Below are 12,613 nucleotides of genomic sequence, written 5' to 3'. Positions count from 1 at the left end.
TTCCAACCATAGAATGACTGAATAATGACAAAGTTGTCACCGACGAGGAGGACGGGATGATCCCCGATCGCATCATCGAGCAGAACACGCTGAAGACGGACGGCTCCACCTCGACGGTGGAAGTGCGCCTCCCCTGGTACCGCTCGCTGCCCGCCGCATCGGTCTCGGAGGTCGAGTTCAGTGTGGACGGCGTCGCCGCCCCCGCCGACTCGATCCGCTGGACCATGAACGGCCGCACCTACAGGCTCGACGACCTCGTCGGCGTGATCGACGAGTGGTGGTTCCCCACCGACTCCGCCGTGCTCTCGGGCAGCATCCCGCTCGAACCCGGCGGATCGCACGAGGTGCGGGTGGCGCTGAAGCTCTACATCCCCTACATCGTCACCGATCACGGAGTGCTTCGAATCGAAGAGCACAACGAGAAGACCATGGAAGCGGTGGCATCATGACGACCCGACTCGGCACGCCCATCCAGGGCGTCACGCTCTACAGCTTCACCCGCGCCTTCCACGCCCGGGAGTACGACCTCGAAGCGCTGCTGCGCAAGGTGGCGGCCGAGGGCTTCGGGCCGGGGGTCGAGATCATCGGCTTCTCGAGCATCCGCGACTTCCCCAAGGTCGACGACGCGTTCGTGGGCTGGTTCCGCGACATCATGGCCGAACTCGACCTCGTGCCGACCTCATTGGCCGCCAACGGCGACTGGGCGGTGGATCCGCGCCGCCTGATGAGCATCGACGAGGTGGTCGAGTACATGACGCCCCAGGTCGAGGCCGCGGCGGCACTCGGGTTCCCGGTGGCGCGCATCACGCCCACAGGTCTCCCGCCGGAGTTCTTCGAGAAGATCCTCCCGGTGGCCGAGCGCACCGGCGTCACTCTCGCCCTCGAGGTGCACGCCCACCACCACGGCCGTCACGAGGACATCATCCGGCTGCGCGACGCGTTCGAGCGGATCGACTCGCCCCTGCTGGGCTTCACCGCCGACTGGGGCGCCACCGTCGTGGGCTTCGCTCCGTCGCTGCTCGAGGCCTACCGGCGGCGCGGCGCGAGCGAGGAGTTGCTCACCGCGGTGAGCGAGCTCTGGAACCGCACCTACCAGGAGGGGCCGCCCGAGACGCAGGAGGCGCACGGCGAGCGCTTCGGCGCCTTCATCGGGCTGGCCCACCAGTACGGCCGGCCCGATCTGGGAATCGACTTCGCCATCAACGGCACGGGGCTCTTCGGTCCCGCGCAGATCGACACCTGGGAGGGCATCGCCCCCTGGATCCGTCACGTGCACGGCAAGTTCTTCGGCATCGACGAGAACGGCGAAGAGCCGTCGGTGCCGGTGCGCGGGCTCATCCGCTTCCTGATCGAGCACGGCTACAGCGGCGCCATCTCCAGCGAGTACGAGGGCTGGCACTGGAACTCCTGGGAGAGCCCGTTCGACATCATCCGGGGCGAGCACGCCGTGCAGCGCTCCGCCGCGGCCGACGCCGGCTCGCGGATGATCACCGATCCCGCCGAAGCGCGCGCGATCCTCTCCTCCCACCTCGCCCAGCCCACCCGCTGAGCTCACGAGAAAGACAGACCATGGCAGACGGAATCGCCGGTACCGGCATCGACCTCGGCATCACGCTCTACTCGCTCACCAGCGAGTTCGCTGCGGGGCTCTACACCCCGGAGACGCTCATCAAGGCGGTGGCCGACAACGGCATCGGCCCGGGAGTGGAGTTCAACTTCGCGCAGATGCTGCGCACCTACCCCGACGTCGACGACGCGTTCGTGAAGCTCTGGTTCGACAGCCTGGAGAAGTACGGGCTGGAGGCCAGCGCGGTCGGCACCAACCTCGACATGGGGCGCCGCAAGGGCCGTGACATGTCGCCCGACGAGGAGTACGAGTTCTTCGCCCGGCAGCTGAAGTCGGCGCACACGCTCGGCTTCAAGACGATCGTCATCCGTTCGGCGGGCAAGGAGCTGCTGCGCAGCCTTCTGCCGCTGGCCGAGAAGTACGACCAGCGCCTCGGCTACGAGATCCACGCCCCTTCAGGGCCGAACGACCAGAAGGTCGTCGAGATCCGCGAGGTGTACGAGGAGCTCGGCAGCGACCGGCTCGGCTTCACGGCCGACTTCTCGTCGACCATGCACAGCCTCTCGCCGACCCTGCTGCGCACGCTCAGCCAGATGGGGATGCCGGAGAAGTACTTCGAGGTGATGGACGAGATCTGGCACGAGCCCACCCCGATGTACGTGCGCAACCAGAAGTTCGAGGACTTCCTGACGAGCGAGAACTTCGACTTCGCGCGTCTCGGCCCCTTCACCCGGCTCGCGTTCAACATGCACGGACTGGTGCCCGCGGAGGAGTGGCTCGACATCATGCCGCAGATCTTCCACGTGCACGCCAAGTTCTACGACATCGACGCCGAGGGCCAGGAGCCCGCCATGGACATCCCGCTGATCGTGCAGCAGTTCGTGAAGGGCGGCTACAAGGGCTACCTCTCGAGCGAGTGGGAGGGCCACGCCTTCTCCGATCTCGGCGAGGCCGACCCCATCGATCTGGTGAAGAAGCAGCACGCGCTCATGCGCCGTGCCATCGAAGACTACGCGGCCGTCTCGGCCTGACAGGGGAATCACCATGACAGACACCACCATCGAGCCGACCGTGGCCGAGCTGGCCGCCGAGATCGCGCGACTGCGCGATGAGGTGGCGGATGCCCGCCGCCTCGCCCAGCACGCCGAGGATCGCGGACAGGTCGAGAACCTGTTCAGCCGGTACATGTACCTGCACAACGCGTTCCAGGACGAGCAGATCATCCCGCTCTGGGTGAAGGAGGGCACCGAGGGCATCCGGGCCCGGTACACCAACGCCGGCCAGTACACCACGTGGGAGAGCGTCACCCGCTACCACCGCGACCGCCCGAGCCCCGTGGGCAAACTCATCCTGCACGCCACGACCACCCCGGTGATCGAGGTCGCCGCCGACGGTCAGACCGCCAAGGGCGTGTGGCTGATGGCCGGCACCGAGTCGGGCCTCACCGACCCCGAGGTCGCGAAGGCCTTCCCCGACATGTACTCGCCCGACGAGGTGCTCGGTAAGAAGGTCTGGGCGCACTGGGTGTGGTGCAAGTACGCCATCGACTTCCTGAAGCAGGACGGCGAGTGGAAGTTCTGGAAGTTCCGCTGCTACGAGCTCGCCCGTGCTCCCTTCGAGGAGAACTGGGTGAGCTTCGGGGTGAAGAACCAGGGTGCCTTCGACCTCGACCTGATGTACTTCGGCGACGACGGCAAGCCGGTGTTCATGCCGCCGGCCGATGAGCCGGCTCCCGAGCTCAACTACCCCTACAACCCCGAGACGGTGCAGAAGCTCGAGCCGGTACCGCCGGTGGCGCACGACACCTTCGAAGACACCTTCAAGTAAGGACGAATCCCATGGCAACCCACAATTCCCTGTTCTCCGAGAACGACGTCCGACGCACCGACGACGGCATCGCGGTCTCGGTGCAGCTGCCCTGGTACCGCAGCCTCTGGCTCTCGGCCGTCGACGGCGTCGCCGCCACGGTGAACGGCGTCGCCGTTCCCACCGAGCGCCTGCGCTTCTCCCTCGATGGCACCGTGTACCGCATCGAGGAACTGCCCGAGCAGTGGGACACCCTCTGGTTCGTGGCCGATCGCCCCGACGTGCTCATCTCGCTCGACGAGGTGCCCGCGGCGGGCGAGAAGATCACCGTCGAGGTGGTGCTCACGATGCGCCTGTTGTACATGCAGATCGCACCGGGCCGCTACGTGACCAACCGCGTACCGGTCGAGCGCGAGGTCGTGCTGGCATGACCCTCCGGGTCGCGCTGATCGGCTACGGCTTCATGGGCGCTGCGCACTCGGTGGGCTGGCGCCAGGCCCCGGCGGTGTTCGACCTGCCCGATGCGGTGGAGATGGCGGTCGTGGTGGGCCGCAACGCCGAGGCCGTCGCCGAAGCAGCGGCTCACTGGGGCTGGGCGGAATCCGCCACCGACTGGCGCGAGGTGATCGCCCGCGACGACATCGACATCGTCGACATCGTCACCCCCGGTGACTCGCACGCCGAGATCGCCATCGCGGCGCTCGCCGCCGGCAAGCACGTGCTGTGCGAGAAGCCGCTGGCGAACTCGGTCGAGGAGGCGGAACGGATGACGGCTGCAGCGGCCGAAGCGGCCACCCGCGGCATCCGGTCGAGCGTGGGCTTCACCTACCGACGGGTGCCGGCCGTGACCCTGATGCGCGATCTCATCGCCGAGGGACGGATCGGCACCGTGCAGCAGGTGCGTGCGGCCTACCGTCAGGACTGGCTGGTCGACCCCGCCATGCCGCTCGCATGGCGGCTGCAGAAGGAGCACGCCGGCTCGGGGGCACTCGGCGACATCGGCGCCCACATCATCGACATGACGCAGTTCGTGACCGGGCAGGCGATCGAATCGGTGTCGGGTGTCGTCGACACGATCGTGAAGCAGCGCCCGCTGCAGGGGTCGGGATCCGGCCTCGCGGGAACCGCCGCCGAAGGCTTCGGCGAGGTCACGGTCGATGACGTCGCGATCTTCACCGGCCGGCTGGCGGGTGGGGCTCTTGCCTCGTTCGAGGCCACCCGGTTCGCCACCGGCCGGAAGAACGCGCTCACCCTCGAGGTCTCGGGCGACAAGGGGGCTCTGGCCTTCGACCTGGAAGACCTCAATTCCGTGCGGTTCTACGACCGCACGGCGGAGGAGCAGCTGCAGGGCTTCACGCAGATCCTGGTGACCGAGGGCGTGCATCCGTACATCTCGGCCTGGTGGCCGGCAGGGCACATGCTCGGCTACGAGCACGGCTTCGTGCACCAGGCGAAGGACTTCGTGGAGGGCATCGACAAAGGCGTCGACGCCCATCCCACATTCGCCGAAGGGCTCGCGGTGCAACGAGTGCTCGAGGCGGTGGAGCTCAGCGCGGGAGATCGCTCGCGCTGGGTGCGGACGGACCGCGAGGACGCCCTCGCGGGTGCAGGCAAGGAGAACTGACATGGCACGACCGATCACCCTGTTCACCGGCCAGTGGGCCGATCTGCCCTTCGCCGAGGTGGCGAAGCTCGCAGGGGACTGGGGCTACGACGGCCTCGAGATCGCCTGCTGGGGGGACCACATCGACGTGTCGCGGTGGGACGACGCCGAGTACGTGCAGTCGCGGCGCGACATCCTGGCCGCGAACGGCCTCGAGGTGTACGCCATCTCGAACCACCTGACCGGCCAAGCGGTGTGCGACGACCCGATCGACCAGCGGCACCGCGACATCCTCTCGGATCGTGTGTGGGGCGATGGGGAGCCCGAAGGCGTGCGGCAGCGTGCGGCGGAGGATCTGAAGAACACGGCCCGGTTCGCGGCGGCACTCGGGGTGACCACGGTCAACGGCTTCAGCGGCTCGAGCATCTGGAAGTACGTGGCGATGTTCCCGCCCGCCTCCGACGAGATGGTGGAGGCCGGCTACGCCGACTTCGCGGCGCGCTGGAACCCGATCCTCGACGTGTTCGAGGAGGTGGGAGTGCGCTTCGCGCTGGAGGTGCACCCGTCGGAGATCGCATACGACTACTGGACCGCCAAGCGCACCCTCGAGGCCATCGGGCACCGGCCGAGCTTCGGATTCAACTTCGACCCCTCGCACTTCGTGTGGCAGCAGCTCGACAGCGTAGCTTTCGTGCTCGATTTCGCCGACCACATCTTCCACGTGCACGTGAAGGAGTCGGTGACGAACCTCGACGGCCGCAACGGCGTGCTCGGGTCGCACCTGCCGTGGTCGAACCCGCGCCGCGGCTGGACGTTCGTGTCGACCGGGCACGGCGACGTGGCCTGGGAGCCGCTCTTCCGGGCGCTCAACTCCATCGGCTACGACGGACCCACCTCCGTGGAGTGGGAGGACGCCGGCATGGACCGCCTGGTCGGCGCCCCCGAGGCGCTCGCCTTCGTGCGCAAGCTCGCCGAGATCACCCCGCCCCACGCCTCCTTCGACGCGGCCTTCTCCACGAAGGGCTGAGCGGATGGCCGGGAGCGCGGGTGGCCGGGTGCGCTGGGCGGTCGTCGGAACGGGTGGCATCTCGCGGCGCACGGTGCGCGACCTGATCGCCAGTGGCGATGCCGACGTGGTGGCGGTGGCATCCCGCACGCAGGAGACCGCGGATGCCTTCGCGGCCGAGTTCGGGCTCGCTGCGGCCTTCGGGTCACTGGCCGACCTGTGCGCCTCGGACGCGGTCGACGCGGTGTACATCGGCACCCCGCACAGCACGCACTTCGCGTACGCCAAGACGGCACTGGAAGCCGGGAAGCACGTGCTGTGCGAGAAGCCGCTGACGATGACCGCCGATGAGGCCATCGAGCTGGGCGAGATCGCCCGGCGGCACGACGTCTTCCTGATGGAGGCGATGTGGATGAAGTTCGGTCCCGGTGTGCAGCGCTCCCTCGAGCTGATCGCCTCGGGGGTGATCGGCGAGCCCCGGTTCCTGCAGGCAGGACTCGGCTATCCCGTTCCCGAGGACGGACCGCCGCGATTCTGGGATGCCGCCCTCGGAGGTGGCGCCCTCTACGACATGGGCGTCTACACGGTCGCCCTCGCCCAGCTGCTCTTCGGAACGCCGACGTCGATCACCGCCGGCGGGGCCATGCGCCCGGACGGGGTGGACCTGCACGAGAGCTATCAGCTCGAGTTCGCCTCCGGCGCATCGGCGCAGCTGGTCACGTCGATCACCTTCCTCGTTCCGCCGCGCGGCTGGATCGGGGGCACCCGAGGCAGCATCACCTTGGACGAGCCGCTGTTCTCCCCGCGCAGCATCCGGGTGACGACCGGGCGGCCTCCGGCGCCGCCCGAGGTCGAGACCATCGAGTTCCCGCCCGAGGATGTGGGCTACCTGCCGATGTTCCGGGCGGTCAACGCGGCCATCCTCGCCGGCGAGCGCGAGCATCCGACTCATCCTCTGTCGGCCACCGTCGACGTTCTCCGCACGCTCGAGCAGATCCGTTCGCTGCTCGCCTCTGCACCCTCCACGAAAGGCTGACCGATGGCGACGACAGGATACGACGAGCGGATCGCCGTGCTGGCCGACCGGGCGGAGATCGGCGACCTCATCCTCGAGTTCGCCCGCTGCATCGACGACTCCGACCAGGCCGGCTACGCTGCCACCTTCGATGAGCAGTGCGAGTTGATCCTGCCGTTCGCCCGAGTGGTGGGCCGCGCCGCGATCGAGGCCATGCCGTCGCCGCAGCCCGGAATGCGCACGCACCATCAGATCTCGAACATCCTCTTCGACATCGATGGCGATTCGGCGCGCACGAGGGCCTACCTCACGGCCACGCACGTCTTCGACGCGACCCGGCCCACCGACACGGCTCAGGCCGGCGGCTGGTATCTGCACGAGCTCGTGCGCACGGCGGCCGGCTGGCGCTTCCGCCGCGTCGAGCTCGTGATCGTGTGGGAGACCGCCGAGCCGATGATCCGCGACGCCGCCCACCCCGCACCTGCCCACCTGCTGAACGGAGAGATCCTGTGACCGTACTGAACGTCCTGATCCTGTCGGGCCACATGACGATCGAGCACGACAATGAGAACCGCAGTTTCCGGCTGCACAATCAGTGGCTCACGACGCTCCTGGAAGACACCGGCCGGTTCAAGGTGCGCGTGGTCGAGGACCCGCGGGGCCTCGGCGCCGAGATCATCGACAAGTACGACGTCGTCATCGTCGTGTTCGAAGGACGCGACGGATTCTTCGACAACGCGGTCGGGTTCGGTGCCGAGACGGATGCCGCGCTGCTGCGCTTCGTGCACGACGCCGGCAAGGGCATCGTCTGGTTCCACGGGTCGGCCGCGCAGGAGGACCGGTGGGGATACCCCGAGGAGTACAACGTGATGCGCGGGGCGAAGCTCAGTGCCTACGAGACGGGCCTTCGTCCGCGGCCGTGGGGTGAGGCCCTTCTGAAGACGGTCGAGCCGCGGCATCCGATCACCGAGGGCATCAGTGCCACGTGGACCGTCACCGGTGACGACATCCTCACCGGCGTGCAGCTGTACGACGGTGCGCAGGTGCTCCTGACCACGTTCGACGACCTCGAGTCGTACGAGAACGCCCCGATGTGGCCGATGTCGCACTACCCCGTGGTCATCCCCGAGGGCGGCATCGCTGCGCTGAACGGCATGAACACCGACCAGCCCATCGCCTGGATCAACGAGTACGGCGCCGGCCGCTCGTTCACGATCACGATCGGTCACGACATCGACACGTTCCGGCGCATCGAGTTCATCCGCCTGTTCCCGCGCGGTGTCGAATGGGCGGCGACCGGCGAGGTCGAGCTTCAGGGCCCCGACCGCCGCGGCGACCGCCGATTCCTCCCCTGGCCGTACTACAACCACGAGGGCTGACCCGGGCGGGTCTTCGCGACCGTCCAGTGGGTATGAACCCCTCTCTCGATTTCCTGGCCGTGTGGGACTATTTCGCAGATCGATTCTTCGTCGCTGATGGAATCGGCGACGTCACGTGAATCGCATCATGCTCCCGAGGAAGACGAACATGGACTGGAACTCAGGCACCTGGACGAACGCGCCCGACCACGTAGAGGTGGCCGATGACGGGATGTACGTCACCGCCGCCGAGGGGAGCGATGCCTGGCGCATCACCTCGTACGGCTTCGTGCACGACACCGAGCACGCCCTTCTCGCGCCCCTAGCTCCTGGCACCGCGATGGAGGTGTCGTTCCGCCTTGACTTCTCCGCGCAGTTCGATCAGGCGGGGATTTTCGTCAAGGTCGACGAGAGCACGTGGATCAAGGCCGGTGTCGAACGCAGCGACGGCGAAGACAGCCTCGGCGCTGTCGTCACGCGCGGGGTCTCCGACTGGTCACTCTCTCCCGTGCCGGGGTGGCGAGGACGGCTTGTCACCATCCGCGCCAGCCGCGCGGGCGACGCACTGATAATCCGAGCCCGAGCGGACGACGAGCCGTGGCGCCTCGTGCGAGTCGCCCCCCTGGATCCTGACGCCGTGGTGACGGCGGGTCCGATGTGCTGCGCACCGACACGCGCCGGGCTCACCGTCCACTTCACGGGATTGCAGAGTGGACCGGCGGATGCAAATCTGCATCCCGACGATTGAATCTCGACCGACCTCGCGAACCGTAGGCCAACGGTGGTGGCGTCTCAGAAAGGGTTCGGCCCCGCTCGCCATGCGTCACCTCCGCGAACGTCACGCGAAAGGCGAGTGACAGAACGGTCACTGTCCGGCTCGCACGAGGCCTTCCGTGATGGCGCGCCGCGCCAGGGCGAGGTGCGCGCGGGTCATTGCCGTCGGGTCGTCGTCGAGCCACTCGTGCCCGCCCCACTCGCTGGTGAGCGTGCCTGCGAAGCCGGTGGAGTCGAGCGCGGCCGCGATGTCGCGGATGGGCTGTGAGACGCGGCCGCCCGCGTCGTCGAGATCCCAGAACTTCAGGTGAACCGCGGACGTGAACGGGAGGATGCCGGCGAGGTCGCCGACGGCCGAGCGGCCGAAGCGGATGAGCAGGTCCATGTAGAGCGTGTGCACCGCAGGCGGAACCCCGCCCGAGCCGAGCAGTCCGCGCACCGCGTCGAGCGTCGCCGGATCGAGCCACTCGTCGCTGAGCCGCCGCACCAGCTCCGACGGCACCCCGCCCGCCGCGAGCCGCTCCAGGTAGCTCGGCGGCAGCGAGGGCATGAGCAGGCTGATGTCGACCACGAAGCGCAGCCGGGGGTCGTCGCGCCGCACGATCTCCTCGCACGCCTCGCGATGCGCGGGTGACTGCGGGGTCTGCTGGCCCTGCACCTCCTCGAACAGGGTCAGTTCGAGCTCGTGCAGCACCGGCAGCACCCGGTCGAGCAGGGTGGGACCGGCCTGGCCGATGGGCAGCCGGATGCCGACCGCTCCCGCGCGGGCGGCGGCCTCGAGCTGTGGGCGCAGGAAGGCCAAGCGCTCCTCGTCGGTGCGCCGGCGGCTGGGGGAGCTCCAGTCGTCGATGCTGCCGCCCACGATGCCGATCCGGCCGCCCACCGCGGCGAGGCCGTCGCGCAGGGCGTCGACCTCGTCGCCGTCGGGCGCCGGGAAGCCCCGCCACACCTGCCCGGCCTCGATCTCCACCACCTCGGCCACCCCGTCCGCGACGATGCCGACCGTGATGTCGTGCGCCGAGCGCTTCCGGTCGATGATCTCCGGCGTCCAGTTGAAGCCGCTGGCGGCCAGCACCCAGCCCTCGGGCAGGGTCGCGGCCGACCCCGTGCCGAGGGTGAGCATCCGCTCGAACCGGAACGGCAGGGTGAGCGGCGCATCCGGACCGGCCGGCAGGTACGGGACGACCAGCGAGAACGACACGTCCACCCCATGGATGCCCGGGGCGAGCGACCGTGCGACCTGCAGCTCGAGCGCATCCTGGAGGAACCACCATCCGCTCTCCTCGGCGAGTTCGATCGGCCGGATCGGCCGTCCGTCGACGACCACTCGGAGCTGCTCCGTGACCGGCTCGCCCCCGACCACCAGCTCGAGCCCGGCGAGGCTCGACAGGGGCAGTGACCGGATCCAGGGCAGCGACAGCCGCAGTGCGAAACCGGCCGGGGTCGACACGAGCGCGTCGTCGCGCAGGGCGGGCAGCGTCATCGCAGTCCTCTTTCGTCCGCTTTTGTAGCTAACGTACCTGCTAATGTAGAAAAACGAAAGAAGTCATCGACGACCGAAGGAGACGCCCCCGATGAAGTGGAGCTACATGGACCACTGGCGGAGCCAGGGTCCGCACGGGCCGATCGACCAGTGGGAGTCGCGCGCGACGATGGACCGCTTCCTCAAGCAGGTCGCCGCGGTCGGGTACGACGCGATCGACACCTTCGACTTCCGCTGGTACCAGATCATGGGCGAATACGGGTCGGTGGCGAACTACCAGGAGTTCGTTCAGGAACGCGGCCTCGACCGCATCGTGAACACCTTCCATGCGGCCGACTACGACCCCCGCGTCTACGCGCCGCACATCCCCGAGACGCACGCGAACATCCTCGAGGACTTCCGGGTCACCATGGACCGCTGGTCGGGCATCCGCCTCGACAACATCATCGTGATGCCGGCCACGCTCTACTACGACATGGAACCGGTCACCGACGACAAGATCAAGATCACCGCCGAGCTCTGGAACAAGGTCGGCGAGATCACGAACGCGGCCGGAGTGAAGCTCACCTGCCACCACGAGTTCTTCTGCGGCATCCAGTCCCGCGCCGAACTCGACACCTTCTACGCGGCGACCGATCCGGCGCTGGTGAACCTCTTCGTCGACACGGCGCAGCACTGCATCGCCTCGGTCGACCCGATCGAGTTCTACGAGGCCTACGCCGACCGGGTGTCGGGCTTCCACTTCAAAGACACCCGGCACCAGGATCTGATCGGCGACTTCAAGCGCCGCCCCGATTCCGAGATCATGTCGGACACCACCGCGAAGTGGTTCTACGAGATGGGCGACGAAGACGGCCTCGTCGACTTCGAGAACTTCATGCGCGCCGTCGCGCGGAACGGGTACGACGGCTACCTCAGCGTGGAGCACGACAAGGCCAACAAGCTCGGCGGCGACCACGCCGAGAGCACTGCCATCGCCGCCTGGTACGCCAAGAACGTGCTCGAGCGCGTCGCTGCAGAGGAGGTTGCCCGATGATCCGCTGGAGCTACGGCATCAATCAGTTCAAACCGCAGTTCGATGACTTCGTGCGGCGTCGCGACCACCTTCGCGCGCTGCGGGTCATCTCGGCCTCCGGCTTCTCGGCGGTCGAGCTGAACGCAGGCAGCGGGCGCTGGGAGCCACTCGGCAATCCCCAGCAGATCGCCGCGAACTTCGGCTCGGTCGCGGCCTTCGGTGCATTCGTGCGCGAGCAGGCCCTCGACACGGTCAGCAGCTGGTTCTGGGATCCGTCGATCCGGCTGCAGGAGGACCTCACCCACGGTGACGATGCCTCGTCGTCTTCGCCGGATGCCCGGGCCGCACTGGTCGGACATGCCCGCTGGTTCTCATCCGCCCTGGCCGAGCTGGGGGGCGACGTGCTCGTGGCGCGGCCCGCCGCATCCGCCGCGCAGCTCGCGAGTCTCGACGACGACGTCATCGAGACGCTCGCCGAATCGTGGACGGCCGTGGCCGATGCGATCGCCGTCGACGGTGTGCGGCTCGCGCTGCACTTCGACTTCTATTCGGCACTCCGTCGTGACGACGGGCTCGAGCGGCTGCTGCAGGCGACGGATGCGCGGGTCGGCTTCGCGGTGGACACCGCCGAGTTCACCATCGCCGGTCTCGATCCGGTGGCGTTCTACCGGGCGCATCCGGATCGGGTGACGCACGTGCACCTGAAGAATGCCGCCGCCGTGGACGATCTGGACGAGTACACGATGCCCGCACCCGAGTTCACGCTGCTGCGAGCGGGCGGCTCGCGCGCCGTTCCGCGCTGGTTCACCGAGCTCGCCACGGAGCCCCTGCTCGTGGATGCACCCGGCTTCGTGCGAAGCCTGGCCGAGCACGACTACGACGGCTGGGTGGTGGTGGAGAGCGACCTCACTCCGCACCCTCCGACCAGCGCGATGCTGAACGGCTGGGAGGTGCAGCACGTGCTGGCACCCCTCGCCGGGAGCTGA

14 protein-coding genes are annotated in these 12,613 nt (G+C 68.1%); 13 read left to right on the top strand and 1 reads right to left on the bottom strand.

Annotation, left to right across the window (positions count from 1 at the left end; translation table 11 throughout):
* Window positions 1–56: 56 nt before the first annotated feature.
* The 11 genes from EPO52_RS08350 (at window position 57) to EPO52_RS08300 (ending at window position 9,103) form a co-directional block, all read left to right on the top strand.
* Window positions 57–449, top strand: a complete 393-nt coding sequence (locus EPO52_RS08350) for a DUF6379 domain-containing protein (RefSeq protein WP_290804588.1) — start codon at window positions 57–59, stop codon at window positions 447–449.
* Window positions 446–1,549, top strand: coding sequence for a sugar phosphate isomerase/epimerase (locus EPO52_RS08345; protein WP_290804585.1), 1,104 nt, complete (start codon window positions 446–448; stop codon window positions 1,547–1,549). Before EPO52_RS08350 ends, EPO52_RS08345 begins: the two co-directional genes overlap by 4 nt.
* Window positions 1,550–1,569: 20 nt before the next feature.
* Window positions 1,570–2,598: a TIM barrel protein gene (locus EPO52_RS08340; protein WP_290804582.1), complete on the top strand. Its 1,029-nt coding sequence runs from the start codon at window positions 1,570–1,572 to the stop codon at window positions 2,596–2,598.
* A gap of 13 nt (window positions 2,599–2,611) precedes the next feature.
* Window positions 2,612–3,394: a nuclear transport factor 2 family protein gene (locus tag EPO52_RS08335; RefSeq protein WP_290804578.1), complete on the top strand. Its 783-nt coding sequence runs from the start codon at window positions 2,612–2,614 to the stop codon at window positions 3,392–3,394.
* Window positions 3,395–3,405: 11 nt separating this feature from the next.
* On the top strand, window positions 3,406–3,804 hold the full coding sequence (locus tag EPO52_RS08330) for a DUF6379 domain-containing protein (RefSeq protein ID WP_290804575.1): 399 nt from the start codon (window positions 3,406–3,408) through the stop codon (window positions 3,802–3,804).
* Complete coding sequence (locus EPO52_RS08325) at window positions 3,801–4,997, top strand: Gfo/Idh/MocA family oxidoreductase (RefSeq protein ID WP_290804572.1); 1,197 nt, start codon at window positions 3,801–3,803, stop codon at window positions 4,995–4,997. The genes EPO52_RS08330 and EPO52_RS08325 overlap by 4 nt, the downstream gene beginning before the upstream one ends.
* A gap of 1 nt (window position 4,998) precedes the next feature.
* A complete protein-coding gene (locus EPO52_RS08320) occupies window positions 4,999–6,003 on the top strand; it encodes a sugar phosphate isomerase/epimerase family protein (RefSeq protein ID WP_290804570.1) in 1,005 nt (334 codons plus the stop codon).
* Window positions 6,004–6,007: 4 nt separating this feature from the next.
* A complete protein-coding gene (locus EPO52_RS08315; protein WP_290804567.1) occupies window positions 6,008–7,018 on the top strand; it encodes a Gfo/Idh/MocA family oxidoreductase in 1,011 nt (336 codons plus the stop codon).
* 3 nt (window positions 7,019–7,021) lie between these two features.
* Entirely contained in the window at window positions 7,022–7,510 is a 489-nt protein-coding gene (locus tag EPO52_RS08310) for a nuclear transport factor 2 family protein (RefSeq protein WP_290804564.1), read from the top strand.
* Complete coding sequence (locus EPO52_RS08305; RefSeq protein WP_290804562.1) at window positions 7,507–8,376, top strand: ThuA domain-containing protein; 870 nt, start codon at window positions 7,507–7,509, stop codon at window positions 8,374–8,376. The genes EPO52_RS08310 and EPO52_RS08305 overlap by 4 nt, the downstream gene beginning before the upstream one ends.
* Before the next feature lie 148 nt (window positions 8,377–8,524).
* On the top strand, window positions 8,525–9,103 hold the full coding sequence (locus tag EPO52_RS08300; RefSeq protein WP_290804559.1) for a DUF1349 domain-containing protein: 579 nt from the start codon (window positions 8,525–8,527) through the stop codon (window positions 9,101–9,103).
* Window positions 9,104–9,220: 117 nt separating this feature from the next.
* Here the strand turns inward: EPO52_RS08300 and EPO52_RS08295 are convergent, their stop codons facing one another.
* The gene (locus tag EPO52_RS08295) at window positions 9,221–10,612 is read right to left on the bottom strand and encodes a DUF6379 domain-containing protein (RefSeq protein ID WP_290804556.1); all 1,392 of its coding nucleotides are present in this window, start codon (window positions 10,610–10,612) and stop codon (window positions 9,221–9,223) included.
* 91 nt (window positions 10,613–10,703) lie between these two features.
* Between EPO52_RS08295 and EPO52_RS08290 the strand changes: the two genes are divergently transcribed.
* Both EPO52_RS08290 and EPO52_RS08285 read left to right on the top strand, forming a co-directional pair.
* Window positions 10,704–11,648: a TIM barrel protein gene (locus tag EPO52_RS08290; protein WP_290804553.1), complete on the top strand. Its 945-nt coding sequence runs from the start codon at window positions 10,704–10,706 to the stop codon at window positions 11,646–11,648.
* Window positions 11,645–12,613, top strand: a complete 969-nt coding sequence (locus tag EPO52_RS08285; RefSeq protein ID WP_290804552.1) for a sugar phosphate isomerase/epimerase — start codon at window positions 11,645–11,647, stop codon at window positions 12,611–12,613. The genes EPO52_RS08290 and EPO52_RS08285 overlap by 4 nt, the downstream gene beginning before the upstream one ends.

The organism is Herbiconiux sp. (genome assembly GCF_004297105.1).
Classification (GTDB): domain Bacteria; phylum Actinomycetota; class Actinomycetes; order Actinomycetales; family Microbacteriaceae; genus Herbiconiux.
Note: the sequence above shows the minus strand (reverse complement) of the source record. Positions and strands in the feature narration are given on the sequence as shown.

What these genes read in the sequence shown, in the direction of transcription:
- EPO52_RS08350 (WP_290804588.1), top strand. Translation starts at nt 57, where the DNA reads ATGATCCCCGATCGCATCATCGAGCAGAACACGCTGAAGACGGACGGC.
- EPO52_RS08345 (WP_290804585.1), top strand. Translation starts at nt 446, where the DNA reads ATGACGACCCGACTCGGCACGCCCATCCAGGGCGTCACGCTCTACAGC.
- EPO52_RS08340 (WP_290804582.1), top strand. Translation starts at nt 1,570, where the DNA reads ATGGCAGACGGAATCGCCGGTACCGGCATCGACCTCGGCATCACGCTC.
- EPO52_RS08335 (WP_290804578.1), top strand. Translation starts at nt 2,612, where the DNA reads ATGACAGACACCACCATCGAGCCGACCGTGGCCGAGCTGGCCGCCGAG.
- EPO52_RS08330 (WP_290804575.1), top strand. Translation starts at nt 3,406, where the DNA reads ATGGCAACCCACAATTCCCTGTTCTCCGAGAACGACGTCCGACGCACC.
- EPO52_RS08325 (WP_290804572.1), top strand. Translation starts at nt 3,801, where the DNA reads ATGACCCTCCGGGTCGCGCTGATCGGCTACGGCTTCATGGGCGCTGCG.
- EPO52_RS08320 (WP_290804570.1), top strand. Translation starts at nt 4,999, where the DNA reads ATGGCACGACCGATCACCCTGTTCACCGGCCAGTGGGCCGATCTGCCC.
- EPO52_RS08315 (WP_290804567.1), top strand. Translation starts at nt 6,008, where the DNA reads ATGGCCGGGAGCGCGGGTGGCCGGGTGCGCTGGGCGGTCGTCGGAACG.
- EPO52_RS08310 (WP_290804564.1), top strand. Translation starts at nt 7,022, where the DNA reads ATGGCGACGACAGGATACGACGAGCGGATCGCCGTGCTGGCCGACCGG.
- EPO52_RS08300 (WP_290804559.1), top strand. Translation starts at nt 8,525, where the DNA reads ATGGACTGGAACTCAGGCACCTGGACGAACGCGCCCGACCACGTAGAG.
- EPO52_RS08295 (WP_290804556.1), bottom strand. Translation starts at nt 10,612, where the DNA reads ATGACGCTGCCCGCCCTGCGCGACGACGCGCTCGTGTCGACCCCGGCC.
- EPO52_RS08290 (WP_290804553.1), top strand. Translation starts at nt 10,704, where the DNA reads ATGAAGTGGAGCTACATGGACCACTGGCGGAGCCAGGGTCCGCACGGG.
- EPO52_RS08285 (WP_290804552.1), top strand. Translation starts at nt 11,645, where the DNA reads ATGATCCGCTGGAGCTACGGCATCAATCAGTTCAAACCGCAGTTCGAT.